This is a genomic window from Peribacillus aracenensis (assembly GCF_025175645.1).
Classification (GTDB): domain Bacteria; phylum Bacillota; class Bacilli; order Bacillales; family DSM-1321; genus Peribacillus; species Peribacillus aracenensis.
Genome location: NZ_JANZMJ010000015.1, coordinates 82,194 through 106,849, shown reverse-complemented (window position 1 = coordinate 106,849; position 24,656 = coordinate 82,194). Strand labels below are relative to the sequence as shown.

The 24,656-nt window shown below is 40.8% G+C and carries 30 protein-coding genes; 20 read left to right on the top strand and 10 right to left on the bottom strand.

The genetic code is table 11. The features are described from left to right. The first annotated feature begins 220 nt into the window (after nt 1–220). Genes N0M92_RS16070 through N0M92_RS16060 form a run of 3 tightly spaced genes read left to right on the top strand, consistent with a single transcriptional unit; the run spans nt 221 to nt 719 of the window. Nucleotides 221–370 carry a hypothetical protein gene (locus N0M92_RS16070; protein ID WP_260286699.1) on the top strand — a complete coding sequence of 50 codons (150 nt, stop codon included), beginning with the start codon at nt 221–223 and terminating at the stop codon, nt 368–370. After that, nucleotides 367–534, top strand: a complete 168-nt coding sequence (locus N0M92_RS16065) for a hypothetical protein (protein ID WP_260286698.1) — start codon at nt 367–369, stop codon at nt 532–534. The genes N0M92_RS16070 and N0M92_RS16065 overlap by 4 nt, the downstream gene beginning before the upstream one ends. After that, nucleotides 531–719 (top strand): hypothetical protein, encoded by a 189-nt coding sequence (locus N0M92_RS16060; RefSeq protein WP_260286697.1) that lies wholly within the window; start codon nt 531–533, stop codon nt 717–719. Before N0M92_RS16065 ends, N0M92_RS16060 begins: the two co-directional genes overlap by 4 nt. Before the next feature lie 94 nt (nt 720–813). Here the strand turns inward: N0M92_RS16060 and N0M92_RS16055 are convergent, their stop codons facing one another. After that, nucleotides 814–1,428, bottom strand: a complete 615-nt coding sequence (locus N0M92_RS16055; RefSeq protein WP_192206266.1) for a TetR/AcrR family transcriptional regulator — start codon at nt 1,426–1,428, stop codon at nt 814–816. Between the two features lie 173 nt (nt 1,429–1,601). On the opposite strand from N0M92_RS16055, the gene kynU reads away from it, so the two are divergent. The 6 genes from kynU (at nt 1,602) to N0M92_RS16025 (ending at nt 7,216) form a co-directional block, all read left to right on the top strand. After that, a complete protein-coding gene (kynU, locus tag N0M92_RS16050) occupies nt 1,602–2,879 on the top strand; it encodes a kynureninase (protein ID WP_260286696.1) in 1,278 nt (425 codons plus the stop codon). Nucleotides 2,880–2,967: 88 nt separating this feature from the next. After that, complete coding sequence (locus N0M92_RS16045) at nt 2,968–4,389, top strand: amino acid permease (protein WP_260286695.1); 1,422 nt, start codon at nt 2,968–2,970, stop codon at nt 4,387–4,389. 58 nt (nt 4,390–4,447) lie between these two features. Beyond that, nucleotides 4,448–5,293: a tryptophan 2,3-dioxygenase gene (gene kynA, locus N0M92_RS16040; RefSeq protein ID WP_260286736.1), complete on the top strand. Its 846-nt coding sequence runs from the start codon at nt 4,448–4,450 to the stop codon at nt 5,291–5,293. Between the two features lie 40 nt (nt 5,294–5,333). Beyond that, nucleotides 5,334–5,960, top strand: a complete 627-nt coding sequence (gene kynB / locus N0M92_RS16035; RefSeq protein ID WP_260286694.1) for an arylformamidase — start codon at nt 5,334–5,336, stop codon at nt 5,958–5,960. Nucleotides 5,961–6,160: 200 nt separating this feature from the next. After that, the gene (locus tag N0M92_RS16030) at nt 6,161–6,793 is read left to right on the top strand and encodes a LysE family translocator (protein ID WP_260286693.1); all 633 of its coding nucleotides are present in this window, start codon (nt 6,161–6,163) and stop codon (nt 6,791–6,793) included. 81 nt (nt 6,794–6,874) lie between these two features. Beyond that, nucleotides 6,875–7,216, top strand: coding sequence for a hypothetical protein (locus N0M92_RS16025; protein WP_260286692.1), 342 nt, complete (start codon nt 6,875–6,877; stop codon nt 7,214–7,216). Between the two features lie 112 nt (nt 7,217–7,328). Here N0M92_RS16025 and N0M92_RS16020 read toward each other — a convergent pair whose 3' ends face one another. Further along, nucleotides 7,329–8,180, bottom strand: a complete 852-nt coding sequence (locus tag N0M92_RS16020) for an MBL fold metallo-hydrolase (protein ID WP_260286691.1) — start codon at nt 8,178–8,180, stop codon at nt 7,329–7,331. A gap of 132 nt (nt 8,181–8,312) precedes the next feature. Continuing rightward, nucleotides 8,313–9,740 (bottom strand): phospholipase D-like domain-containing protein, encoded by a 1,428-nt coding sequence (locus N0M92_RS16015; RefSeq protein ID WP_260286690.1) that lies wholly within the window; start codon nt 9,738–9,740, stop codon nt 8,313–8,315. A 203-nt stretch (nt 9,741–9,943) separates the two neighbouring features. On the opposite strand from N0M92_RS16015, the gene N0M92_RS16010 reads away from it, so the two are divergent. The 10 genes from N0M92_RS16010 (at nt 9,944) to N0M92_RS15965 (ending at nt 17,557) form a co-directional block, all read left to right on the top strand. Continuing rightward, entirely contained in the window at nt 9,944–10,390 is a 447-nt protein-coding gene (locus N0M92_RS16010) for a hypothetical protein (RefSeq protein WP_260286689.1), read from the top strand. Between the two features lie 807 nt (nt 10,391–11,197). Next, the gene (locus N0M92_RS16005) at nt 11,198–11,518 is read left to right on the top strand and encodes a DUF3870 domain-containing protein (protein WP_260286688.1); all 321 of its coding nucleotides are present in this window, start codon (nt 11,198–11,200) and stop codon (nt 11,516–11,518) included. A 299-nt stretch (nt 11,519–11,817) separates the two neighbouring features. Then, nucleotides 11,818–12,120: an urease subunit gamma gene (locus N0M92_RS16000; RefSeq protein ID WP_260286687.1), complete on the top strand. Its 303-nt coding sequence runs from the start codon at nt 11,818–11,820 to the stop codon at nt 12,118–12,120. 17 nt (nt 12,121–12,137) lie between these two features. Next, complete coding sequence (locus tag N0M92_RS15995) at nt 12,138–12,461, top strand: urease subunit beta (protein WP_260286686.1); 324 nt, start codon at nt 12,138–12,140, stop codon at nt 12,459–12,461. After that, nucleotides 12,458–14,173, top strand: coding sequence for an urease subunit alpha (ureC, locus tag N0M92_RS15990; RefSeq protein ID WP_260286685.1), 1,716 nt, complete (start codon nt 12,458–12,460; stop codon nt 14,171–14,173). The genes N0M92_RS15995 and ureC overlap by 4 nt, the downstream gene beginning before the upstream one ends. 11 nt (nt 14,174–14,184) lie before the next feature. Next, entirely contained in the window at nt 14,185–14,640 is a 456-nt protein-coding gene (ureE, locus tag N0M92_RS15985; RefSeq protein ID WP_260286684.1) for an urease accessory protein UreE, read from the top strand. Then, nucleotides 14,633–15,319 carry an urease accessory protein UreF gene (locus N0M92_RS15980; RefSeq protein WP_260286683.1) on the top strand — a complete coding sequence of 229 codons (687 nt, stop codon included), beginning with the start codon at nt 14,633–14,635 and terminating at the stop codon, nt 15,317–15,319. The genes ureE and N0M92_RS15980 overlap by 8 nt, the downstream gene beginning before the upstream one ends. 36 nt (nt 15,320–15,355) lie before the next feature. Beyond that, nucleotides 15,356–15,967 carry an urease accessory protein UreG gene (gene ureG, locus N0M92_RS15975; RefSeq protein ID WP_260286682.1) on the top strand — a complete coding sequence of 204 codons (612 nt, stop codon included), beginning with the start codon at nt 15,356–15,358 and terminating at the stop codon, nt 15,965–15,967. A gap of 1 nt (nt 15,968) precedes the next feature. Further along, nucleotides 15,969–16,793 carry an urease accessory protein UreD gene (locus N0M92_RS15970; protein ID WP_260286677.1) on the top strand — a complete coding sequence of 275 codons (825 nt, stop codon included), beginning with the start codon at nt 15,969–15,971 and terminating at the stop codon, nt 16,791–16,793. Between the two features lie 284 nt (nt 16,794–17,077). After that, complete coding sequence (locus N0M92_RS15965) at nt 17,078–17,557, top strand: hypothetical protein (RefSeq protein ID WP_260286676.1); 480 nt, start codon at nt 17,078–17,080, stop codon at nt 17,555–17,557. Nucleotides 17,558–17,620: 63 nt separating this feature from the next. Here N0M92_RS15965 and N0M92_RS15960 read toward each other — a convergent pair whose 3' ends face one another. The 5 genes from N0M92_RS15960 to N0M92_RS15940 are packed head-to-tail and all read right to left on the bottom strand — an operon-like array spanning nt 17,621 to nt 22,683. Beyond that, nucleotides 17,621–18,244, bottom strand: a complete 624-nt coding sequence (locus N0M92_RS15960) for an ABC transporter ATP-binding protein (RefSeq protein ID WP_260286675.1) — start codon at nt 18,242–18,244, stop codon at nt 17,621–17,623. Further along, nucleotides 18,234–19,154, bottom strand: coding sequence for an ABC transporter ATP-binding protein (locus N0M92_RS15955; protein ID WP_260286674.1), 921 nt, complete (start codon nt 19,152–19,154; stop codon nt 18,234–18,236). Before N0M92_RS15955 ends, N0M92_RS15960 begins: the two co-directional genes overlap by 11 nt. Nucleotides 19,155–19,194: 40 nt before the next feature. Next, entirely contained in the window at nt 19,195–20,061 is an 867-nt protein-coding gene (locus N0M92_RS15950) for an ABC transporter permease (RefSeq protein WP_260286673.1), read from the bottom strand. Continuing rightward, nucleotides 20,033–21,058: an ABC transporter permease gene (locus N0M92_RS15945; RefSeq protein WP_260286735.1), complete on the bottom strand. Its 1,026-nt coding sequence runs from the start codon at nt 21,056–21,058 to the stop codon at nt 20,033–20,035. Before N0M92_RS15945 ends, N0M92_RS15950 begins: the two co-directional genes overlap by 29 nt. 2 nt (nt 21,059–21,060) lie before the next feature. Then, nucleotides 21,061–22,683 carry an ABC transporter substrate-binding protein gene (locus tag N0M92_RS15940; protein ID WP_260286672.1) on the bottom strand — a complete coding sequence of 541 codons (1,623 nt, stop codon included), beginning with the start codon at nt 22,681–22,683 and terminating at the stop codon, nt 21,061–21,063. Nucleotides 22,684–22,982: 299 nt separating this feature from the next. Here N0M92_RS15940 and N0M92_RS15935 point away from each other — a divergent pair, with 299 nt between their 5' ends. Next, nucleotides 22,983–23,162: a hypothetical protein gene (locus N0M92_RS15935; RefSeq protein ID WP_260286671.1), complete on the top strand. Its 180-nt coding sequence runs from the start codon at nt 22,983–22,985 to the stop codon at nt 23,160–23,162. A gap of 505 nt (nt 23,163–23,667) precedes the next feature. On the opposite strand, the gene N0M92_RS15930 is transcribed toward N0M92_RS15935, so the two are convergent. Both N0M92_RS15930 and N0M92_RS15925 read right to left on the bottom strand, forming a co-directional pair. Further along, nucleotides 23,668–24,216, bottom strand: a complete 549-nt coding sequence (locus tag N0M92_RS15930; protein ID WP_260286670.1) for a peptidoglycan-binding domain-containing protein — start codon at nt 24,214–24,216, stop codon at nt 23,668–23,670. A 221-nt stretch (nt 24,217–24,437) separates the two neighbouring features. Continuing rightward, on the bottom strand, nt 24,438–24,611 hold the full coding sequence (locus tag N0M92_RS15925) for a hypothetical protein (protein WP_185151391.1): 174 nt from the start codon (nt 24,609–24,611) through the stop codon (nt 24,438–24,440). Between the last annotated feature and the right edge of the window lie 45 nt (nt 24,612–24,656).

Below are 24,656 nucleotides of genomic sequence, written 5' to 3'. Positions count from 1 at the left end.
TCTATGTTTATATCTTATCTGCTTTTACAAGTTCGTATAATGAGCCTTAGCTATATTTTCTAGTAAGACTTAAGGCGTAGATGCCATAAGTCCGATGCTAATGAAGGTGTTTAATTAGTGTGTTTTGACGGTTTACTCGTGAATTTGGGGAGTTTACTCGTGAATTCTGCTGGTTTACTCGTGAGTTTGGCGTTTACTCGTGAATTTGGGGAGTTTACTTGTGGGTTTTGCGGCGTTTACTCGTAAGTTTTGCTGTTTTACTCGTGAGTTTGGGCAGTTTACTCGTGAATTTTGCTGTTTTACTCGTGAGTTTGGGCAGTTTACTCGTGAATTCCGCTGGTTTACTCGTGAGTTTGGCGTTTACTCGTGAATTTTGCTGTTTTACTCGTGAGTTTGACGTTTACTCGTGAATTCTGCTGGTTTACTCGTGAGTTTGGGCAGTTTACTCGTGAATTTTGCTGTTTTACTCGTGAGTTTGGGCAGTTTACTCGTGAATTCTGCTGGTTTACTCGTGAGTTTGGCGTTTACTCGTGAATTTTGCTGCTTTACTCGTGAATTTTGCTGTTTTACTCGTGAGTTTGGGCAGTTTACTCGTGAATTCCGCTGCTTTACTCGTGAGTTTGGCGTTTACTCGTGAATTCCGCCTCTTTACTCGTGAGTTTGGCGGTTTTACTCGTGAATTCTGCTGGTTTACTCGTGAGTTTGGCGTTTACTCGTGAGTTTAATGTTTTTGCTATAAATGCTTAATGTTGCAAGGCCTTGAATAAAAAAATCTTCCGATATAACCGGAAGATTGGTGACCTGCCATTATCATTATAAATACAAGCCTTCGACGTATACTGAGGTGATGGTTTGAGCAATTTCTTCGACAGAACTTTGATGTTCGTTTCGGACGATTTCCCACAGATACATTTCATTCGTGAAAAACCATCCTCTTGCCACAAGCTCATGGTTTAGTTCAGTTCTTGCCAGCCCATTTTGCTGTGCATAGGCGACGTCCTTTGAAATTCGCTGAATGAACTTCATGCGGATCGCTTTCCATTTATCTGAAATAATGGTTGAGAACCCAATGGCCTGTTCGAAAACTTGCATCATATTGCGTTCAGCTTCTGCCATTTTCAAAAAAGCATTAGCTTGTCTGTTTATGATATGTTTTGCTTCGTCTTTTGATTTTGGAAAGAAAGAGGTCTCGGCAATTTCATAAAATTGCTCCATTACATTTTCCATTAATACAATCAGCAGATCCTCTTTCCCTTTAAAATGAACATAGGCCGTTCCGTATCCGATGTTTGCCCTTTTGATCATTTGGGAAATAAGCGCAGCTTGATAACCTTCTTCAAGAAATGTTTCCTTTGCAGCTTCTAATAACTTTTGCCGTGTCATGATCGAGCGTAAATGCCGCTTATCCCCTACTTTGCCATTCTCCATGCTTATTCCTCCCCTTATCTTCTAGCATAAAGGATTTCCATAAAATAAAAAACATTTGTTGGAAAGATCGATTCAATGTTTATAATTTTCTGAATTAACTTATTGACACCGTGTCATATTCTTTGGTACGATTCTCCTAGAATTATTTAGAATACTAATATAGGAGGATGATTATGGTTTCTGAATACACATTGGATCACGCTAAACAAATGGATGAGAAAGATACTCTTAAAGGATTTCGAGAAGAGTTTTATTTAAAGCCGGATTCCATCTACATGGATGGAAATTCATTGGGGCTTCTTTCGAAAAGGGCTGAGCGCACTCTTTTGGAATCTTTGGAAGATTGGAAGGAACATGGGATCGATGGATGGACGCAAGGAAATCACCCATGGTTTTTCATGGCTGAGAAATTGGGCGCGAAGATGGCCCCATTGGTCGGGGCTTCTCCCGAGGAAGTTATCGTAACCGGCTCTACAACTGTAAATCTGCATCAGCTTGTTGCCACCTTTTATAAGCCTGAAGGTACGCGCACGAAAATTTTAGCAGATGAATTAACCTTTCCGACTGATATTTATGCCCTTCAAAGTCAGCTGCGTACACATGGGTACGATCCGGAAACAGATCTCATCCGCGTCAAAAGCTCGGATGGCAGATTTCTTGAAGAGGATGACATCATCGAAGCAATGACCGATGACATCGCTTTGATCATCTTGCCTACAGTCCTGTATCGCAGCGGTCAAATATTGGATATGAAACGATTAACTGCTGAAGCTCATAAAAGAGGAATCGTAATCGGATTTGACGGATGTCATTCTATCGGTGCGATTCCGCATTCATTCAGTGAATGGGATGTGGATTTTGCGTATTGGTGCAATTATAAACATTTAAATGGCGGCCCTGGCGGTGTCGGCGGTTTATATGTAAATCGAAAACATTTTGGAACGATGCCTGGATTGGCTGGATGGTTCGGCTCCAAAAAAGATAAACAATTCGATATGGAACATACGTTAACACCAGCTGAATCAGCAGGCGCGTATCAAATCGGCACCCCTCATGTGTTAAGCTGTGCACCTTTGATTGGGTCTTTGGACATTTTTATTGAAGCGGGAATCGAGAATATTCGCGAAAAATCCCTGAAAATCAATCAATATTTAATGGATTTAGTACAATCCGAATTGGCAGACATGGGATTTTTCATTGGAACTCCTAGAGAAGACAAGCGCCGCGGAGGGCATGTAAGCCTTGAGCATAAAGAAGCTGCACGGATATGCAAGGCATTGAAAGATAATGGTGTCATTCCCGATTTCCGAGCACCTAACATCATTCGTCTCGCTCCGGTTGCACTATATACTTCCTACGCAGAAGTTTGGGAAGTTGTACAAATACTCAAGAAAATCATGTCAGAAAAACAATATGAAAAATTCAAGAATGAGCGTGAAGTGGTCGCATAACATGGAATTCCGCCAGAGGGGGCTCATCCCTCAAATGGTCAGTTAATTAGGGCAGGATAAAATCTTTTTGATAAAAAGGGGATGAACTATGGAGAACAAAAATACTCAATTGAACTTTAAAGATGAGCCAGAAAAAGGATTAAAACGTGAGCTGGAAACAAATCAGCTTTCCATGATCGCTATGGGCTGTGCCATCGGGACAGGGCTATTCCTTGGCAGCGGGCTTGCCATTCAAGCGGCAGGGCCAAGTGTATTGCTCAGCTATGCTCTCGGGGCGTTCATTGTTTTACTGTTGATGGGCTGTTTAGCCGAAATGACGGTTGCCCATCCCACTTCCGGATCTTTTGGGGCCATTGCTGAAAAGTACATGACTCCGATGGCTGGCTATCTTGTCCGCTATTCTTATTGGATTGCCAATGTTTTGGCTGTTGGGGTTGAGGTAAGTGCAGTCAGCGTGTATATGAAGTATTGGTTTCCGACCGTGCCGGGAATCGTATGGATTTTGGTGTTTGCAGGTGCCCTGATTTATGTAAATGCTACTAGCGTGAATACATTCGCTACATTTGAGTATTGGTTCTCCTTCATTAAAATAAGTGCCATTGTTGGTTTTATCCTTCTTGGATCGTATGTACTATTCGGTTCTTCCGATCAGCCGCATATAGGACCTGAGAACTTTGTAAATGAAGGCGGTTTTTTCCCATTTGGCGGGTGGGGAATGTGGGTAGCCGTATTTATTTCTTTATTCAGCTTTCTTGGAACCGAAATGATAGCGGTTACATCAGGAGAAGCAAAAGATCCGGATGCAGCTGTTCCAAAAGCCTTAAAAGCGACCGTGTTCCGTTTATCCACCTTCTATGTGCTGACAATCGGCATCATGTTGATGATCGTACCGTGGAAAACGGCTGGGATCGAGGAAAGTCCATTCGTCAAAGTAATGGAAATCTTGAACATTCCTGGTGCATCCGGGATCATGAACTTTATTATTTTAACGGCTGCAGTATCTGCCATGAATGCCCAGCTCTATGCTTCAACACGTATGATGTTTTCATTGGCTCGCGGAAAACATGCACCTAGCTTTTTAGGAAAGCTAAACAAAAGGGGCGTTCCCGGAAAAGCACTTGCTGTCTCTACAACCGGGATTTTCATTGCGGCAGGCGTTCATGCGTTACTTCCTGGTTCATCCTATGCATTCATGATGGGGATCTCCATGTTCGGTGCCATGTTCACATGGCTCATGATCTTCATTTCCCATTTGTTTTTCAGGGTTAAATGGGAGAAAACCGGCGGACGCAAATTACCGGTAAGGATGATCGGTTTTCCCTATTTAACGATACTGGGCGCCGTTCTTCTATTCAGCTTAATGATTACAACATGGTTTACAGATTTCAAGATCATGCTTCAATTCGGGATACCTTGGTTACTATTTTTAACTGTTGCTTATTTTGTTTCAAAAAGAAGAAATATTAACCATATTGTAATGGAAGAACCCCTGGAAAAGAAGATAGAATAGAATGACGGAATAAATAGTTTTGCATTTGGAAAAGTGAGGAGATTGCGGAATGAAGAATATGGATAACAATGAACAAACACTAACTGGTCTAGAGAAAGAAATTCAAACCGATTTTCAAAAAGCGATGTCTTACGGAGATTATCTCCATCTTGATAAGATTTTAACTAGTCAACATAGATGTTCCGATCATCATGATGAAATGCTATTCATCATTATCCATCAAGCGAGTGAGCTATGGATGAAGCTCATTTTGCATGAGTTGACAGCTGCAACTGAGTCCATCCGCCAAAACAAGTTGGAACCTTCGTTTAAAATGCTTTCGCGCGTTTCGAGGATTCAGCAGCAATTGATCCAGTCCTGGAATGTCCTTTCAACTTTGACGCCGGCTGAATACATGGAGTTCAGGGATAAACTGGGACAATCTTCCGGATTCCAATCTTATCAGAATCGTTTGATTGAATTTGCATTAGGGAACAAAAATGTCCATACGCTATCAGTCTATCAGCACCAAACAGATTTATACGAGCAAATGCAGCAGGCCCTTCATGAACCAAGTATTTATGACGCGGCGATCAATGCGCTTGTGGCGCGCGGATTACCTATTGATCAAGAAGCCACCAGCAGGGATTGGTCACAAAGATATGAACCAAATGCCAGTGTAGAAGAAGCGTGGCTGACAGTTTACCGCGATGTTGAGCAATATTGGGACTTATATGAGCTGAGCGAGAAGTTAGTCGACATTGGCCATCAACAGCAATTATGGCGTTTTAATCATATGACCACAGTGGAAAGAATTATTGGTAATAAACAAGGTACTGGCGGTTCATCAGGTGTAACGTATTTAAAAAGAGCGCTCGATCAACACTTCTTCCCGGAACTATGGAGTCTAAGAACGAAGCTATAAGATATTCAAGAAACAGCCAGAAGAGATGGAGGTAAGGTGCATGGGGACATGGATTGATATTTCACAACGTCTGGATGAAAACGTTGCAGTTTGGCCTGGAGATACACCTTTTTCATATAAAGTCAATTGGAGTAAAGAAGAAAGTGGATCTGTCAATGTAGGTCAAATCAATATGAGTATCCACACCGGTACCCATATTGATGCTCCTTTTCATTTTGATGACGATGGAAAAAGAGTAATTGATTTGGAGCTCGATTTATATATGGGAAGTGCCCGGGTTATCCATTTACCTAACAAAACAAGCATCGGTGTCAATGAATTATCCAGTATAGACCTGCAAGGCGTTACCCGTCTATTAATTCGGACGGACGCTTGGAAGAATCGGAGTGTGTTTCCACAAACCATTCCTCATATCCAACCAGAATTAGCGGCATATCTTTCAGAACACGGCGTTCGTCTTATTGGCCTTGATTTACCATCAGTAGATCCTTTGGATAGTAAAGAACTATCTGCACATCATGAACTTGCCGGTCATGGAATTCACATTTTGGAAGGTCTTGTACTAGACGGTATAGGAACGGGTAATTATGAGTTGGCTGCCCTCCCTCTTCCATTAGTTGAAGCAGATGGAAGTCCTGTACGTGCTGTGTTGAAAAAGTTACCTTAACAAAATTTTTCAAAAAAAATAGCCAGATCAATAAATGATCTGGCTTGTTTTTTGTTTCATTAAACACCGTATTTATTTCAAGCCGCCTTCCCCTCTCATCCATTATCCTGGGATAATCATGACCATCAAATTTTTTCCCTAAACCAAGTACATCTATGTTATAATTTTCAGAATTCATCACTAAGAGTGGAGGTCCGAATATGGAAAACTTTTATTTGTTCATCATCATGTGCATCCTTCTCATCATCTTACCTGGTCCAGATACTGCAATAGCCACAAGGAATACCGTTACCGTGGGGACGTCGGGAGGTTTTAAAACGATGTTCGGCACATGCTGTGCCCTGCTCATTCATACATCAGCTGCCGTGTTCGGACTTTCAGCAATCATTGTGAAATCCGCTTTACTATTTTCCATCTTCAAATATGTCGGTGCCGTTTACTTGGTATATCTAGGCTTCAAGACCCTATGGGGATTAAGGAATAAACAAGTGGCCGCAGCGGCGGAAACGCCCGTCAAAAGTAAGTACGAAAACCAGTCCTGCTTTAAGCAAGGGTTCCTTACCAACCTGCTGAACCCTAAAGTGGCTGTCTTCTTTTTAACGTTTCTGCCTCAGTTCGTGAATCCGGGAAATGATACGTTTTTACCGTTCCTGATCATGGGCATAACGTATACCGTGTTAACTGCGTTGTGGTTTGTCTTTTATATCTATCTGTTGAACCAGATCAGTGCTTTTATGAAAAAGCCTAGAACCCAAGCGATTTTCGAGGGTATAACCGGGACGGTCTTGATCGGTTTCGGGATAAAGCTAGCCCTGGAAAAAGCTCATAATTAATTTGAACTGCACCCTAATCGTTAGCGAACACCTAACAATTGGAGGTGCAGTTTTTATGAGTTATGATACTACAAGGAGAAAATGGCATGCAAACTAATGAAGTTCGGGAAAACAAAGGATATCGGTTTTGGTTCACTTTCTTTTGCGCTATGTTTAATCGGAATATTGTTTACCTTTCAATTTGGTGATAAGCCTTGTTTTGGAGATAATATTTTAAATACTATCGGACTTAGCTTCTTGTCAAATGGAGATTCAGGCATTCATTATACAATGTTCTATTCGGCTATATTTTTCATCCCCTCCTTTATCATTGGCCATATTCATCCCAATGATAGAGGAGCAATGGCAGGGAAAATTATCTCAGGTTTCCTATCCATTCTCATTGTTACAGTACTGTTAATGATTATTATCGATTTTTTGTAGGTCGGTTGCGGAAAAAGGGCAAATTAAAGGGTATGAGCCCCATAATACCGAACCATACCCCACCCAAACCTTTATTAAAGTGTTTACCTTGTTGTGTTTTTTATTTTTTACATCACTCAACGTAGCCATTCACGAAAAATCTAACCGTTTCGAGCTCGTCCTCGGTTAAATCCCGCTTTAATTCTTTAGCCAATTCCTGCTCCATTAAATCTCGGTTTCCCCGATGCTTGACCACGGTTCTGGCACATTCTTTCATTAGCTTTAACTCCGCCTCCATCTCCTGTTTCGAGCAAGGCCGAGCATGATGGGAGAGGATATAGGTTTCGGCATCATAGGCTTCAATTTTCTTAATGAGAAGCGAAGCCTGTTCAGCCGTATAATTCCACTTTTCAGCATATAGATTGGCATAAAGGCAATCTCCCAGAAATAGTGTTTTTTCTTCTTGTACATAAATGATGCAGGAATCTTTGGCATGGTCGCCGCCAACATGTTCAATGATACAGGTTATATTGCCGAGATCGATCGTCATCGTTTTTTCAAAGATGATATCAGGCAGCGGGAAGGTAATCCCTCTATTCGTCCCATGTTCCAATTTGATGGCATCTGCGCAAAAGGGAATCTCCGTCCCTTCTTCGACCCGTTGATCAAGGGCTTGATCTTCCCATGAAAGCTGCTGCATATCTTTCATGTTCGTGTATGTTTTTTCCTGACAAATCACCGGAATCTTGATATTCTCCAGCCCGAATACATGGTCCCAGTGTGAATGGGTAAGAACGAGGAAATTCCCGCTTATATCATGCCGAAGCAATTCATCCTTAAAGAGCTGTGCATGCCGGACAGAGTTACCGGCATCGATGATGAGCGTTTTCTTGTTTCCCGTAACGGCGGCAAGTACCGGGCGATCGGTTTCCTGAACAGGCGTCAGATAAGCAATATGTTTCGATAGGTGCTGTAATGTTTGCATGTTTCTGTTCTCCTTACGATAGTTGTGATTAGCTTGCTCAAGTATAGCAAATTACACATGCATTCATAAGATAAACTCCGCGAAAGGTTAAAAAGACAACAATCACTCAGATTGCTGTCTTTTCGTCATCATTTAAATGAACCTATTCAAATATACCGTAATTTTCGAGAGGGCATTTAAAAAGGTGGCTTTAAAAAAAGACTCTTCCTTTTTCTGATCTTCAGGCAGTTCTATATATTTTTTATTGTCCGCAATGAGTGTACTATTCGACATTTTCGACTCGATGGCCCCTGTCAGCTGCGCTGCAAATGCTTCACTATCGATGATCACCATCGATTCTGTATTTAAAAAGGCAGATCGAGAATCCAAATTGTAGGAACCCACTGCGCTTAATCGTTGATCATAGACAACTGATTTACCATGCAAAGAATAAGGCTTTGAATATTCATAAAGCCTTGCCCCCGTTCCAACGATACTATCCCTACGCGCCAAGTATCCGGAAAAAGCGATCGCATTCGGGGTTGATGCCGTAGAGTTGGTAAGTATCGTCCAATCAGCCTTTGAATCCAGCTTCTTCGGTACATATTCCTTCAAGGCATCCGCGGGAACAATATAGGGACTTTGAATAATTACCGATTGATTGGCATTCGCCGCAATATCCAATAAAGATCTCCACACAAAAGGGTATTTATTGAAACGTTCGATTGGATTATGAATGAAGGACACTTTTTTAGTAGGTGTTGTAGCCTTGCTCCAATCGACGGATGGATGAACGAAATCGGCTTCAGTTTGCAAAGCTGCGCTGTATTGTTTCACCAATGCATCTCTTTCACGTTTCCCTTTTTCCGTTTGCCTTTTCGAAAGGTTTGAAAAGACATCGCTCGTATACGGATGGTTCCATAATTCGTTCATATAGACCTTCATTTCAACGATTACACTATCTTTTTCCTCTTTAGCATTGAAAATGAGTACATCCCTGTCATAGACAAAGTTCCTCGGCGGCTTGCTGGCTAAATACTTATCGGCGATATTTCTCCCTCCGATGATGCCCAACTTCCCATCTACAATGATGATTTTGTCATGAAGGCGATTATGCCAGGTCCACGGCTTAAATGGCTTAACGGTTTCGTAATATCTTAATTCAATGTTTTCGTGCGAGGCCAAAGCATAACGGGCACTGCTTAATTGACCTCTGAGTCCATGAGATATTCCATCCAAAAGAATTCGGACTTTGACACCTCTGTCAGCCGCTTCAATCAAGGCTCCAATAATAAGTTCGGTTGATTTGCCTTTTCCAAAAGCATAGTAGGCAATATTGATTGAATGCTGGGCTTCCTGGATCATTCGCATCCGGGCGAGTCCCGACTCATAGCCGTCTTCGAGAAGCAGGACACGATCCACGGTGGATTCCTTCTCACCCATATATGCACTCACATGTTTAATCGGCCTATTTTCCTTTTTTTCTGCTTTGGGGAAAAGAACCACTGCAGTCACCACTACATAAAGGAAATATAATAGAAAAACGATCAGAAATCCTATTATTGCCGTTTTTACAGTCATTGAGCACTCCCCCCTTCAAGCGATATTTTATTATTATTTGTAATATGCGAAGACTCTATTCACCATCTGCCATGCTTGATGTTATCGAGCGATGCCACTAACCCACTTTGCTTGATTTCTAGGTGCACTTTTTTTCTTTTTAAATGTGACAAAGTGGTGAACATGAAAGCCGTTGCATAATATGATATAGAAGGAGGGATTTCATGCTTAAACAACCTGGTAAAATAAGTATCTTCAATTATTGTTTTGCATTAGGGGTATCAGAAGTATTCTTTTTATCCAGCTTTTATCTTTCCATTCTTGACGTTTCATTATTTGTGATCACTTTACCATTTTCCGCTTTATTTCTAATGTTCTCCTTGTACCTATTCCTTCGAACGCACAAAGCAGTAAAGACCTTACCCAACCAAGAGGAACGAAGAAGCGAAATTCATGCATTCTATCATCAATCTTTCGGGATTTTCACGATCATTTTTTTCACTTTACTTTTTGTAGCTTTAGCCTTTATTCCCTTGCTCGGAAACGGCGGGCATTTCTATCTACTTTATTGTTTACCTATGGCCTTGCTTTGTATGATCCCTTCGATTGTATCTTATAAAGGAATTAGATTATTCAAACTGGAAGCCGGCGGGAAATTAACGAAAATCTAATTATTTACCAAAGCTTCGTTTCAGGAAACTCTGGAAATGGTCAAAGAAACCGATCGGTGCTCTTTCCATATTTTTTTGTTGGTAAGTCAGTAGCTACTCAATTATGAAAGTAACCCTTTTCCTACATACATCTGGCCGGATGGTATGGAGGAAAAGGGTTACTTTTTTAATGTACCGAGCTGTTTGTAGCACATTTCTTGTATATTTTATTTACGAAAAACCTTGTATTACTATACCAACCATGTAATTTAATAATCTGTCCCATTTAGTTAACTTCTACATGCGGACGTAAAACTAAATGGGGGTTTGACCGCTTTCACATATAAACCAACTAAACAAATAAGTTAAATAAAATGAGAAATGGGAACAAGCTCTACTGTGAATAACCCCAGAACAAGAAAAGAAGAACTTAACATGAAATAAAGACTTCTTTTCTATGAGACTTATTATTAAGAAATGCAAAAGTAATTTGTCTTTCATTTGACGGAGAATAGCTTTTCTTGTATGATCGTCTACTTGTGGAACACTGCAGAATAAACTTTCGGTAACCCTTTTTTCCCCTGCAAAGAATTTATCAATACTCCCGACTCCACCGTAAGCATAGAAAACATATATCCCACTAAACCACACTGCAGGCCAGTTCTCTATGGATAACACATTTTCATTAAACCTTTTTTAATAAAAATAGATTCCCTTTAAATAGGATTCTTAAATATTAGTTGATACGATCATCTCCAAGTTTAGAGGCCTTTTAGGTCAATGGAATGATATTTAAACTGAAATTTTGGTGAAAAAGGATGATACGAAATGGATGATGCAAAAACGATTTTAGTTACAGGCTACGCCAAAGTTCCTAAAGCACTACCAATGTTGGACATTCACAAACGTGTAGGGATTGTTCTTGAGATTAATGAAGTAACACATATCATAGAAAATGCAGATGTCACTTTCATCGCAAAGTTGCCTTGGGACTTTTTTAAAAAATTAATGATAGGATATGATTTATCCCAAGGAGTCAATCCATTAATTAAAACAATTCGTCAATATCATGAATCTCCATCCCGACAAGTTATTATTATGGCTTTACAAGCTGTCGAACAACGATATGGAGACTTTCTTAAACAATGAGGAACTGCTTGCCTTTTGATGTATCTCAGGAATAAAACCACATGTGTCAATGACTGCATCCTTATTACTCTCCTTTTGGAAAGAAATCATTACCACCTTTAAACCTTCTATGAAGTCCTACTTTATTTAGTTCGTTTCGCATTGCGTTAAACTTCATCTTAAAAACTTTGTATGTTAAACTCCTTTAGTGGGGATTATCTACAGGGAGTTTGGAGAAAATGAATAAGGGTATTTATTTTCTCTCCTTTCTCCAAATGGGAGTTTTTTATTGTTTGAAAATACAACAGGAGGATTCAACTATGCATTTATTGCCGCGGGAAATTGACAAGCTTATGATAGTGGTGGCAGCAGACCTTGCAAGGCGCCGGAAAGATAGGGGATTGAAATTAAATCACCCTGAAGCTTGTGCGCTCATCACTTATGAGGTATTGGAAGGCGCAAGGGACGGGAAAACTGTTGCTGAACTTATGGAATACGGGGCTACCATTTTGACGCAAGATGATGTCATGGATGGAATACCTGAAATGATTGATGATATTCAGGTTGAAGCAACTTTCCCAGATGGAACGAAGTTAGTGACTGTCCACAGCCCTATAAGATAAAAAGGAGGGATGACTAAATGCTGCCTGGAGAATACATTTTAAAAGAAGAAGAGATTATTTGTAATGAAGGAAGCACTGTTTTTTCCATTTCTGTTACAAATACGGGAGACCGACCTGTTCAAGTCGGGTCACACTTTCATTTTTACGAAGTAAATGAAGCACTCCGTTTTAATAGAAAAGAAGCTTACGGTAAGAGATTGAATGTCCCTGCTGGAGCAGCTGTTCGTTTTGAACCCGGAGATGAAAAAGAAATACAACTTATTAATTTTGCAGGAGAGCGTCGTGTATATGGGTTCAATAATAAAATAGACGGCAAATTAGAAAGTGAGGGTGAATCATGAGTTTTAGAATGTCCCGAAAGCAATATGCTGAAATGTACGGACCGACTACAGGGGACTCTATCCGCCTTGCAGACACAGATTTGTTTATTCAAATTGAAAAGGATTACACTACATATGGAGAAGAAGTAGTGTTTGGTGGCGGTAAAGTCATTCGGGACGGTATGGGCCAGCATCCCCTTGCCACCCGCAAAGACGACGGTGTTGCAGATACCATCATAACTAACGTCGTAATCTTGGATTACACAGGAATTTGTAAAGCCGATCTAGCCATTCGGGATGGCAAAATTTTTGGTATTGGTAAAAGTGGAAACCCGCTCGTTATGGACAATGTGGATATTATCATTGGCGCATCTACAGAAATCATTGCCGGTGAAGGCCTGATTGTGACTGCTGGAGCCATCGATACCCACGTTCATTTTATCAATCCGGAACAAGTACAGGTCGCACTGACGTCTGGAACGACAACATTAATCGGCGGCGGTACTGGTCCTGCAGCTGGATCCAAGGCTACTACGGTTACTCCCGGCGAGTGGAATATTCATCGCATGCTTGAAGCTGCAGAAGGCCTCCCTATTAACATTGGCTTTACAGGTAAAGGTCATGCTGCTTCCATTGAACCTTTAACCGAGCAAGTGAAAGCTGGAGTTATCGGATTAAAAGTTCATGAAGACTGGGGAGCCACAGGTTCTTCTCTTGACTATGCACTAAGGGTAGCAGATGAATATGATATTCAAGTTGCCCTGCACGCAGATACATTGAATGAAAGTGGATTCATGGAAAATACCATGGCCGCAGTAAAAGACCGAGTCCTTCACATGTACCACACCGAAGGGGCAGGCGGTGGCCATGCACCTGATCTAATCAAATCGGCAGGTTATCATAACATTCTGCCATCATCAACGAACCCCACCCTCCCTTATACCGTAAATACTATCGACGAACACCTTGATATGGTAATGGTTTGCCATCATTTAAATCCTTCAGTTCCGGAAGACATTGCATTTGCAGACTCTAGAATTAGAAGGGAAACAATTGCAGCAGAAGATATTCTTCACGATATGGGCGTATTTAGCATGGTAAGCTCAGATGCCCAAGCAATGGGCCGTGTAGGAGAAGTCGTCCTACGCACATGGCAAGTTGCAGACAAAATGAAAAAACAAAGAGGCACCATGCAAGGAGATAGCAAATATTCCGACAATAACCGGGCTAAACGCTATATTGCCAAATACACTATTAATCCAGCCATTACACACGGGATTTCAGAGCATGTAGGTTCAATTGAAGTTGGAAAATTGGCTGATTTAGTCCTTTGGTCTCCGAAGTTTTTTGGAGTGAAGCCAGAAATGGTGCTTAAAAACGGCTTAGCGGTTACCGGGTTAATGGGTGATGCAAATGCTTCCATCCCAACTCCGCAACCTTATATTCATCGTCCAATGTATGCCCAGTTTGGGAAAGCCTTATCAAAAAGTTCGGTGACTTTCATTTCTCAAGCTGCCTATGATGCTGGTGTTCATGAGAAACTTGGATTACAAAAAATGATTTTACCTGTTGGCGGAATACGGACCCTGACTAAGAAAGATATGAAATTAAATGGGGAAACACCTGATATTACTGTTGATCCGCAAACATATGAAGTGAAAGTAAATGGTGAGCTGCTGACATGTGAGCCGGTTGATACCGTTCCAATGGGTCAGCGATATTTCCTATTCTGAGGTGAAGAGTATTGATTATTGAAAAAATCGTCACTAATTTAGAAAAGATGGATACTAACGAAATTAAAAAGCGTCACATAGAAAAAGTATACTTGGAAAGTGCACATTTAATGAAGCGCATCCAAAGGGTCAAGACGGATCACGGTAATGAACTTGGTATTCGGTTAAAAGAGCCTCGAGATCTTTTGGCTGGGGATGTATTATATATGGACGATAAAAATATGATCGTCATAGATGTGCTGTCAGATGACTTACTAGTTATCAGTCCCCGAAGTATAAAAGAAATGGGCACAATCGCCCATCAACTAGGCAACCGTCACCTCCCTGCCCAATTTGAAGAGGATGAAATGCTGGTCCAATATGACTACTTGGTTGAGGAATTACTTCTGGAACTCGGAATTCCTTTTAAACGGGAGGAACGAAAAGTGAAACAAGCGTTCCGTCATATAGGCCACAGTCATGAATAATCATATTCTCTCTTTGTTTCAGCTTTGTGACTCTAATTTACCTACCGGCGCCTTCAGCCATTCTTTCGGTTTGGAGAGCTATATACAAGAAAATCAAGTTGTAGACAAGGAGACATTTTTCCAGTGGCTGAAAGTGTATTTACATGAGCAGCTCATCTACACAGATGGGCTTGTCTCGAGTCTCGTTTATGAAGCCCTAATGAAAGAGGATATTCAGGAAATCTGGAAATTGGATCGCCTGATAACTGTCCAGAACTTGCCGAGGGAAACACGGGAAGGAACGCAAATGATCGGGGACCGAATGCTTAAACTCACTGAATCACTTTATGATATGCCCATACTCTCGCATTACAGAGCGGAAATTAAGAAAAAGAGTTCATTTGGCCATCCAGCCATTGTATTTACGATGGCAGCTCATGGACTTGGGGTAACAAAACAAGACACCCTCCTCTATTATTTATATTCTGCCATATCCAGCCAAGTACAAAATGCAGTCCGAGCCATTCCTCTTGGACAAACAGCAGGCCAAACGATCACTCACAATTTCATACCTGAAATAACACAAGCAGCGGTTAGAATCATGCAACTGACGAAAGACGACTTTGGCATTGTTTCACCAGGTATTGAGCTGTCTCAAATGAAACATGAGCGTGTTAACATTCGAATATTCATGTCATAGTTTTTTGAAAGAATCAGTAGTAAAGGACGTGTTTTAATGGAACCAATTAGAATCGGTGTTGGTGGACCTGTTGGAGCAGGTAAAACAATGCTTGTAGAAAAATTGACTCGCCATCTCGAAAATGAAATAAAAATGGCAGTTGTCACAAACGATATTTACACAAAAGAAGACGCTAAATTTTTAATCCAAAATGGAGTACTTCCAGAAGATCGGATCATTGGTGTAGAAACGGGCGGCTGTCCCCACACTGCCATTCGAGAAGATGCTTCCATGAACTTCGCCGCTATCGATGAATTAATCGAGCGCCACCCAGACGTTGAACTTATTTTTGTTGAGAGTGGCGGAGATAATCTTGCGGCTACTTTCAGCCCCGAACTGGTTGACTTCTCTATTTATATTATTGATGTTGCACAAGGGGAAAAAATCCCCCGTAAAGGCGGACAAGGTATGATCAAATCAGATTTGTTCATCATTAATAAAACGGACCTTGCTCCTTTTGTCGGTGCAAGCCTCGAAGTAATGGCAAAAGATACAAAAGTATTCCGTGGCGACAAACCATTCGTTTTTACAAACTTAAAAAATGATGATGGCCTTCCTGAAGTAATTGACTGGATTAAGCAGCATGCTTTATTAAAAGGTTTAGATTAATATGACGGATTGGACTGGCACTTTATCTCTGGAACTAGAAGATCGGAAAGGAAAAACCGTCGCGAAAAGGGTGTACTTTCAGGGTGCACTCAAAGTTATGCGGCCGATTTACTTTGATGATTCAGGGCAGGTTTGCTATTACCTTCTAAATCCCGGTGGCGGCTATTTAGATGGCGATCGATACAAGATGGAGATATCAGTTGATGAAGGATCCAGAGTTACTTTAACTACGCAATCGGCGACAAAAGTATACAAAACGCCAAAAAGCCATGCCTATCAGGAAACCAACATATCCTTACAAAAAGGTAGTTATTTAGAATACCTTCCAGATCCACTGATCGCTTATGAAAATGCTCATTATAAGCAAAAAAATGTGGTTTATATGGAAAGCGGAGCAACTTTCATTTATACGGATATTCTTACTCCCGGCTGGTCCCCGGGGGGCAAAAAGTTCAGCTATAATACTATTCAATTAATTACCGAAGTTTTTTTGGATGGAGCGCTTGGTGTGTTTGACCATATTAAATTAATACCTGAAAAACAATCGATATCGGGTCTAGGTTTCATGGAAGGCTTTACCCATCTTGGGTCAATGATCGCAATCAGCGAATATACGAACGATGCCCTTCTCGATGAATTGTATGAAACTATTCAAATGGAAGAAACGAGTTTTAAATTTGGAATTTCAAAGTTGGCAGTGCCCGGCCTTAGCATACGAATCCTTGCGAACTCTACCCAGGTCATTGAACGAATTTTGAATCAGTGCCATAAGGTCATCAGCGAGAAGTGGAATAATCGTACACCAGGCTCATTACGAAAATATTAATACATTCATCGGATGCTGATTCCTAAAAGGCAAAGAACAGATGTTGAGTATGGAATTATACCGAGTACCTTCATTAACAGTTTGCAGTGTCCTATTGTGCGATTAAAGACCGACTTTTCATGAACTGTTCCCTATTATATGGACAGTCTTAAATAAAGACCTATATAATAGACAATTAATAGATAATTTCCATTCAGGATTTGGGCCGATTTTGCAACTCCAGAACATTTTCGAAAATCCAGAAAAAAAATCCAATTATAAACTTTCATGAGAGGGGTTACATTATGTCTGAAGATAAGAATGCAAAACCCGAATTTGAAGATTTTGAAGTGGAAACAGTATTTGAGAATCGTGTTCATGAGCGACATGGATTCACTTTTAAGGTCCAAGGCGATGAATTCAAGGGACATTTTCATGAAGATGAGATCTATTGGCTCCACCCACATCCGAAACAAAAGATTGGGGAAAGTAAAGTAAAAGCAATTGAATCTACCATACATTCATTAATGCGACACTATGGCATTTCAAAAGAGATTGCAGACTTTGAATTAAAACCAGCATTTGAAGACCGGTTACATGAACGCCAACAATTTTCTTTGCAAGTGCAGGGAAAGGAATTCAAAGGCTTTATTCACGAAGGAGAAATCCAATGGTTCCATCCTCAGCCAAAGCAAAAGCTTAAGGATGATCTTATTGAGGCAATTGAAACAGAAATCCATCAAAAAGCAGCGAAACAAGTAAATGAAAACAAAGAAAATATTTAGCAATAAATGACATAAGAAAAGGAGGTCTCTGTCAAAGGGACCTCCTTTTCCTATGTCATGAGTTCATTTCTTATTCTTATCTCCACTAAAATCATTAAAATCAAGCACACGCTGACAAAGTCTTTGCATTAATCTCGTTTCATGGGTGACAACGATAATTCCCATCTCTCTCTTTTTAGCAATTTCAATGAGTGCCTGCCAAATTTGGGCTTGTGTGATTGCGTCAAGCATTGTTGTCATTTCATCTGCAATTAAAAAACGTGTATCAGGCCCCAATGCACGGGCAACACAAAATCGTTGCAGCTCTCCTCCAGATAGTTCGTTAGGCCAGCGTGCTAGCCATTCCTGCTCAATCCCCAGTAATTCTAACAACGCTTTATCAGGTTGATATCCTTCATTAAGAATCTTATGCATCTTCCATTTAGGATTGATTGCCTTCTCTGGATGCTGAAGGACCATTTGAACAGGATGATATCCGTTCAGTGGCAATGATGCTCCATTTAAGAGTACCTCTCCCTCAATAGGTGTTTCAAAACCCGCCAATATCCGGCAAAAGGTTGTTTTCCCTTGTCCACTGGGGCCCTTGATACCCACGACTTCCCCTGGTTTTAGCGTCAAATTGACTCCTTGGAACAACCATGGTCCATCTCCATATCGAAATCCGATATCTCTTGCTTCAAGTTGCATGAAAACACCTCACCATTCCGCCCCGAAGGCCTCGCATTTCAGGTTGTTCCTGTCGGCATACGGGAGTCGCCATTTCGCAACGCGGCGCAAATAAACATCCTGCTGGCAATGAACTTGGATGAGGTTGAGCACCCGGAATTGGAGTAAAATCATTTTGAGGTAACGCTCTCCACAAAGCCTTACTATATGGATGACGCAGTTCCTCACCCTGTCCTGTAAAGTTCTCCGCCGGGGCTATCTCAACTGTAGTTCCTGAATAAAATACAGCAATTTTATCAGCAATATTTAGGGTCGATTCAATATCATGAGTGATCAGCATCACTGCACAACCATTGTCTGCAACCTCTCTAAAATTATTTAATGCTTCCATTATGACAACGGGATCGAGCCCTGGAGTAGGCTCATCCGCAATAATCACCTTTGCCCCGCTTACCATGGCAGTTGATAGAAGTGTCCTCCTCGCCATACCTCCAGAAAGTTGAAATGGATACATATCCTCCACCTCTGGCCGTAGGTGATAGCGCTCAAAGACCTCTCGTTGGACCGATACAGCATCACCGGATTTTACTGATGTTCGGACCTGATTTCCAACGCGCATCAGTGGATCAAGAAAGTTTACCGATTGTGGTACAAGGGCAATTTCCTTACCTCTTAATGCGGTTTGCCGAGCAGTGGTGAGATCCTCTCCTGCATATTTAATCCGTCCACTAATACTCGCATTTCTTGGCAATATCCCTAAAATGGCATGTGCGAGCAGACTTTTCCCCGATCCACTTGCTCCTACAACGGCAAGAACCTCACCTGCCTCAAGAGTGACATTTAAACTTGATATAACTTTATGATTTTGCTTTTTAAATCCATTATATTGCTTAAAGGATACTGATAAATTTTCTACTTCAAGAATAGGCATTTGTTAACTCCTCTTAAAATCGAAAGTAGCATTCGGGTGACTAATCGTGAGCCCTATTAGGATCCAAGTGCAACCGGATATTTTCTCCTATCTGATCAAACGTTCTCACGATAATCAATAAACATAGCCCTGGAAAAAAGGCAAGCCACCACATACCTGAAGATAAATACTTCATAGATTCTGATAGAATAATTCCAATTGCCGGCTCGTGAGGAGACAATCCCAAACCTATAAATGTAACAGCTGCCTCATGTAAAATAACATGAGGAAACAATAGCATGAACCCAATTAAAAGCTGCGGGAAAACATGGGGCAGAATATGATGGAAAGCGATCCACCATCGAGATTTCCCCATTTTCTGAGAAACCTGAACATATTCTGCTGAACGAACTTGCATGACCTCTGCCCGGATGACTCGGGCAAGGCTTGGCCAATGAGTTAAAGTTAAACCAATTACAATCCCTTTAAATCCTCCCCCTAATGTAAAAGCGATTAGAATAAGGGTTACGAGATGCGGTACACTCAGAAATAGGTCGATGAGCCATGAAATGAGACGATCCGCCATTTTTCCCATTGTTGCAGCTGCCATCCCTAAGAATAGAGCAATTGACGCGCTTCCCATCGCTCCAATCAATCCAACCCCCATACTTAAGGAAAGTCCCATTACCGTACGTGTAAACATATCTCTACCCAACCAATCCGTACCAAAGGGATGAGCTAATGATGGGGGATCATTTCGCTCATTAAGATTCGTCTCGATTCTCCCCTCATCAATAAAGATACCACCTACTATGACAAGTACTAAAAAAGCAAGTAAGATTAGGATCATATAAAGTGTCCGCTGCTTTCGATTTAGAGCAAATCGTTTAACATTATCTTTATTTTTGTTTTTGAGGCCTGGAATCATAACTTCTCCCCTCCCTCATTCTGGGATCTAATAAACGATAGCTTAAATCAGCCAGTAAATTTCCTGCAAAAACAAATATTGTACTACATATAACCAATCCCAATAAAAGGGGGACGTCTCCCCTAAGCCCAGCTTCTACCGTAGCTTGTCCTAAACCGGGATATGAAAAAACTTGCTCAGCCAGCACTGCTCCACCAAACAACTCACTAAAAGCCGCGAATTGTAAGGTAATCGCCGGCAAAGCAACATTACGCAATCCATGTCTCCAAAACAAGACAAATCCTTGTTCACCTCTCGCCCTAGCAAATAAGACATAATCACTAGAAAGAACATCAATCAGCTTCTGGCGAGTATGCAAGGCCACATTAGCAACCCCAACTATACTAAGCGTGATTGCCGGAAGAATAAGGTGCATGATTCGATCCATCATTGTGACATTTTCCGCAAGGACCCCAGCTGGAACTCCCATTCCAATCGGAAACCATCTTAGCCAAACGCCAAAAACGATAAGGATAAGGAGCCCCACCCAAAAGGTAGGAGTTGAAGCAAGAGTGAAACAGTACCATTTTATTATTCGATCGATCCAAGTCCCTTTTTTCATGGCCGCTATAACACCCATGGAAAATCCAATTATCCCTGATAATATCCAGGCTGATATCATGAGTGCCAGGGAATTTAAGAATCGTTCACCGATAATGTCCATTACCGGGCGGCGAAATATCATTGAAGTTCCTAAATCACCCGTAAGTACCGCAGATCCCCAATTCAAGAATTGCACCATGACTGGTTGGTCCACACCCCAATATTCAGCTATCTTCTCCCGTTGCTCAGGACCCACCTTCAACATATCGGCTCCGATATAGGCTTGGATTGGATCAATCGGAGAGTTTTTTATTAATAGAAAGGAAATTAAACAAATGGCAATCAATAATGTGACCATTCTTAATCCTTTCAATAATAGAAATAATCCTAGCTTTCCACCTCTAAGTTTACGCATAATTAGTTGGACCATTTCCATTCAACTATGTTATCTGTTGCAGGCCAACCATGCCCATGTACATGGATTCTTTGTTCCCCGATATCAAGTCCATCTTTCACTAAGTACAAATGATCAATATTCACTAACCAGGCCCATGGAGCATCACCCTTTGCACTTAAGCCCGTTGTTCCATCCCATTGTGCTTTTTTCCAATACTCGATTGCTTCTGTTTCACTTGTAGCAAGAAGGGCCTTATCAAAGTATTCATCCACCGTTTTATTTTGATAATATCCGGTATTATAAAAGTCTACCCCTGCAAATTTGCTACTATAAATGTTATACATCTCATGAGGGTCATGGCTCCCCCAACCTAATAGGACTGCATTTGAATACATTTTCTTTTCAATAATATCCCAACTTCCTCCTTCTACTTTAATCTGGATTCCCAGTGGCTTGATCATATCGGCCACAGAAATTGCAAGAGATTGCCTGATTGCATCACTCGCCAAGTAATAAAGAGTGAATTCAGCTTTCAAAGAATCCTTCTCAAGAATCCCATCTCCATCTGTATCCTTCCATCCGGCTTTTTTCAAAAGTTTCCGCGCACCGTCAAAATCAGCATCTTTAATGGTTGTATCCGGGTTCCACCAAGGAAGGCCATCCACTGAAGTATAAGCTGGTGTACCACGCCCCTCTAAGACTCCATCAACTAACGCTTTTCGGTCTACCGCAATATTAATCGCATGACGAATCGCTGGATCAGCAGTTACATCGTTACCAATTGGTAAGCCATCTTCAGTAAAGTCCCCTGATTTTACAAATGGAAAGACGATTCCTCGATTATCAACTGTTTTCACCGATTCCAACCTCATTCCAGGCACTTCCTGGTTACTAAATGCAGCTGGTATATAAGCAAGATCGACCTTCCCTGCTTGTGCAGCAGCAAAAGATGCATCCTCGTTTAGAAATAGAAAGGTAATCTTTTTAAAATACGACTTTTTGCCATAATATTCAGGATTAACCTTTATAATGAGCTGTTGCCCTTTGTCCCATTGAACGAGCTGATAAGGTCCTGACCCTATAGGATTTTCAGCATAGTCAGCGCCATAAGCATGTTTTGGAACGATTCCTGTTCCTACTAAGGAATTAACAAATGTTGATTGAGGATCTTTTAACGTGAATTTTACGGTGTAATCATTGATCGCCTCCACTTTATCCATACCATTAAGATCAACGACCGACCCATTGTTTGTAGCTGTTTCAAATGTAAAGACTACATCGTCGGCGGTTAATGGTTCGCCGTCTGAAAATTTCACATCCTTACGTATGTTCACTGTCCAAACCTTGCCATCTTCATTGACTTTATAACTTGTTGCAAGATCATTTACAATGTTAAGCTTGTTATCTCTTTTTAGTAGAGTACTTTGGAAAAGCGGTGAGCCATAACGTCCCCATCCGGCCGTTGGATCAAAACCTGCTTCAGGCTCTGAACCAAATGCCATCACAAGCTCATCCTTTTTCTTCTGATTAACGTCACCATTTGAATCATCAGATTGATTGGATTCTAATTGATTGCAACCCATTAATATAATAGAAGAAACTAAAGTAATTAATATAATAATTCCAAACATTCTTTTTCTCATTTGTTCCCACCTCATAATTTATAGTCTTAAATAAGTCGCTACTTCACAGATATAAAATAAGGCTGTTTTCGCATACTTTGTTGCTATTTACCAAGTAAAGCGGTGTCGTTGATTTCCCCTCCAGATGCTCGCTTTCCGCGGGGCGGGCGGTGAGCCTCCTCGGCGTTAACGCCTGTGGGGTCTCACCTGTCCCGCTGCTCCCGCAGGAGTCTCGCACTTGCGCTCCAATCAACCTTAAATCGTTTAGTTTTTAAAAACAACACTCTTTACGAAAAGAGCCTAAAATAAAGGAGAAATACATGGGTGTATATATCACCCTATTTAAAGGAATAAACAGCCAACTTGGTAAAAAGCATTTTATTCAAGATTCATATGAAACAAATGTCCATACTAAGCAGGTGCTGTTGTTACAGGAGGTATTAGAAATCTTGTCTAAAATGAAGAGGAATGCGGGTTTATTGGCGCCTAAACTATATTAAAATAGTATAAGACGAGAAGATTCCCTATGATGATTAGGAAACTTACTCGTCTATTCTTTATCTAATATTAGATTTTCTACTGAAGGACTCGCTTTGCAAGATATTAGTAAAGAACTATTTCTAAACAACAATGGGAACCGACTTTTTGTCAAGTATACGATTATTTCGATTATTAAACAACTTTATTAGTAATAATAAATCAATTTGATATAGTTTCTAGCGTAAATGACCGTTCAGAAATGAGATTTTGAGAGGCAAACGCGGGATTTTGAACAGACCCATTCGAATCCAGACATAAAAAGAATACAGGGGACTTAACAAATCTCAATAATGGAACACTAAGGCTCAAATGATCTATTTTTTTTCATCCCAATATACCAAATTGCTTTTCTGTATTTATTTGTTATTTATATCCAAAATAGGTGCAATTAGTCTTCTTATTATATCCATGCCTTACAAAAAAAAATCCCACATAAAGTGAGAAAATTCTTTGCATGTATATCCTTTATTGTTCCACTACACGGCCATCTTTATAAATGTGGAACCACCCAATCGTTCCTGTGCCGCCTTGATCGATCCAATCTTTATTAGCTGCTTTATAGTTGTAATAGGATTTTCCTTTGCCATCTTTCAGCAATCTGCCATCACCGCTGAATACGATCCTGTTCCCCAGCTTTTTCTTCCCTAAAGCGATCGCGTCTTTCTCCGTGAACTGTTTTCTTTCCACCTTATTCTCATCTAAAGCAGCCCATGTCAGCGGACCGACGATACCATCTGAACTCAAGTTATGATCTACTTGGAACTCCCTTACCACATTTTGTGTTTGGGTACCGAAAATCCCTTCTACGCCTACACTATATTTAACATCTTTAAGGCTTTGCTGTAAGTCTCTTACATAACTTGAACGTGAGCCTTTCCTGAGGGTCGGGCGCGTTTCCGCCTTCGTTTCGATTTTCTCCTTTGTTGCTGCGTGGGTAATTGAAGTTCCCGTTCCTAGTGGAGCCAACATCAGGGCAACTGTTGGAATGATGACCAATAATTTTTTCTTCAACACATATAACCTCCATTCATTTGATCACCCCTGCAGGTTTCTGGCACTTTCCTTGGAGCCCATTCATTATAACGTAAGGAGTAGTTTCATTGGGGCTTTATTACTTAATTTATAAAAAATGGTAAATAGTATCCATGGTATGCATTAAGCTTATATGATGGAGGTCCCTTTTATTGGCTAAAACAAAATGATCCCTCTAAAGGGATCATTTTGTTTTAGTGATTTTATGGCTGTTGTTGATTCTGCCCTTGCATCCCAGTTCCCATGCCCATCAAGTTAGTGGCAAGCGGCACCATATTTTTCATTTTCCCGCCATTTCCACTCAACATTTGATAAGTAGCAATACCTACTCCGACCGAAGCGACAACTGGCAAAATTTTATTCATGTTAGCCTTCATCTTAATCACCTTATTTTATATATTTTTGTTCATTTCCTGAACTCT

Bases quoted from the DNA above. Each gene is read 5' to 3' on its own strand.
- N0M92_RS15970 (WP_260286677.1), top strand. From the start codon at position 15,969: ATGACGGATTGGACTGGCACTTTATCTCTGGAACTAGAAGATCGGAAA.
- ureC (WP_260286685.1), top strand. From the start codon at position 12,458: ATGAGTTTTAGAATGTCCCGAAAGCAATATGCTGAAATGTACGGACCG.
- N0M92_RS16025 (WP_260286692.1), top strand. From the start codon at position 6,875: ATGGCATGCAAACTAATGAAGTTCGGGAAAACAAAGGATATCGGTTTT.
- ureG (WP_260286682.1), top strand. From the start codon at position 15,356: ATGGAACCAATTAGAATCGGTGTTGGTGGACCTGTTGGAGCAGGTAAA.
- N0M92_RS15945 (WP_260286735.1), bottom strand. From the start codon at position 21,058: ATGCGTAAACTTAGAGGTGGAAAGCTAGGATTATTTCTATTATTGAAA.
- N0M92_RS15935 (WP_260286671.1), top strand. From the start codon at position 22,983: ATGGGTGTATATATCACCCTATTTAAAGGAATAAACAGCCAACTTGGT.
- N0M92_RS16030 (WP_260286693.1), top strand. From the start codon at position 6,161: ATGGAAAACTTTTATTTGTTCATCATCATGTGCATCCTTCTCATCATC.
- kynB (WP_260286694.1), top strand. From the start codon at position 5,334: ATGGGGACATGGATTGATATTTCACAACGTCTGGATGAAAACGTTGCA.
- N0M92_RS16000 (WP_260286687.1), top strand. From the start codon at position 11,818: ATGCATTTATTGCCGCGGGAAATTGACAAGCTTATGATAGTGGTGGCA.
- N0M92_RS16020 (WP_260286691.1), bottom strand. From the start codon at position 8,180: ATGCAAACATTACAGCACCTATCGAAACATATTGCTTATCTGACGCCT.
- kynU (WP_260286696.1), top strand. From the start codon at position 1,602: ATGGTTTCTGAATACACATTGGATCACGCTAAACAAATGGATGAGAAA.
- N0M92_RS15960 (WP_260286675.1), bottom strand. From the start codon at position 18,244: ATGCAACTTGAAGCAAGAGATATCGGATTTCGATATGGAGATGGACCA.
- N0M92_RS15925 (WP_185151391.1), bottom strand. From the start codon at position 24,611: ATGAAGGCTAACATGAATAAAATTTTGCCAGTTGTCGCTTCGGTCGGA.
- N0M92_RS16015 (WP_260286690.1), bottom strand. From the start codon at position 9,740: ATGACTGTAAAAACGGCAATAATAGGATTTCTGATCGTTTTTCTATTA.
- kynA (WP_260286736.1), top strand. From the start codon at position 4,448: ATGGATAACAATGAACAAACACTAACTGGTCTAGAGAAAGAAATTCAA.
- N0M92_RS16010 (WP_260286689.1), top strand. From the start codon at position 9,944: ATGCTTAAACAACCTGGTAAAATAAGTATCTTCAATTATTGTTTTGCA.
- N0M92_RS15995 (WP_260286686.1), top strand. From the start codon at position 12,138: ATGCTGCCTGGAGAATACATTTTAAAAGAAGAAGAGATTATTTGTAAT.
- N0M92_RS15955 (WP_260286674.1), bottom strand. From the start codon at position 19,154: ATGCCTATTCTTGAAGTAGAAAATTTATCAGTATCCTTTAAGCAATAT.
- N0M92_RS15965 (WP_260286676.1), top strand. From the start codon at position 17,078: ATGTCTGAAGATAAGAATGCAAAACCCGAATTTGAAGATTTTGAAGTG.
- N0M92_RS16005 (WP_260286688.1), top strand. From the start codon at position 11,198: ATGGATGATGCAAAAACGATTTTAGTTACAGGCTACGCCAAAGTTCCT.
- N0M92_RS16045 (WP_260286695.1), top strand. From the start codon at position 2,968: ATGGAGAACAAAAATACTCAATTGAACTTTAAAGATGAGCCAGAAAAA.
- N0M92_RS16055 (WP_192206266.1), bottom strand. From the start codon at position 1,428: ATGGAGAATGGCAAAGTAGGGGATAAGCGGCATTTACGCTCGATCATG.
- N0M92_RS15940 (WP_260286672.1), bottom strand. From the start codon at position 22,683: ATGAGAAAAAGAATGTTTGGAATTATTATATTAATTACTTTAGTTTCT.
- N0M92_RS15980 (WP_260286683.1), top strand. From the start codon at position 14,633: ATGAATAATCATATTCTCTCTTTGTTTCAGCTTTGTGACTCTAATTTA.
- N0M92_RS15950 (WP_260286673.1), bottom strand. From the start codon at position 20,061: ATGATTCCAGGCCTCAAAAACAAAAATAAAGATAATGTTAAACGATTT.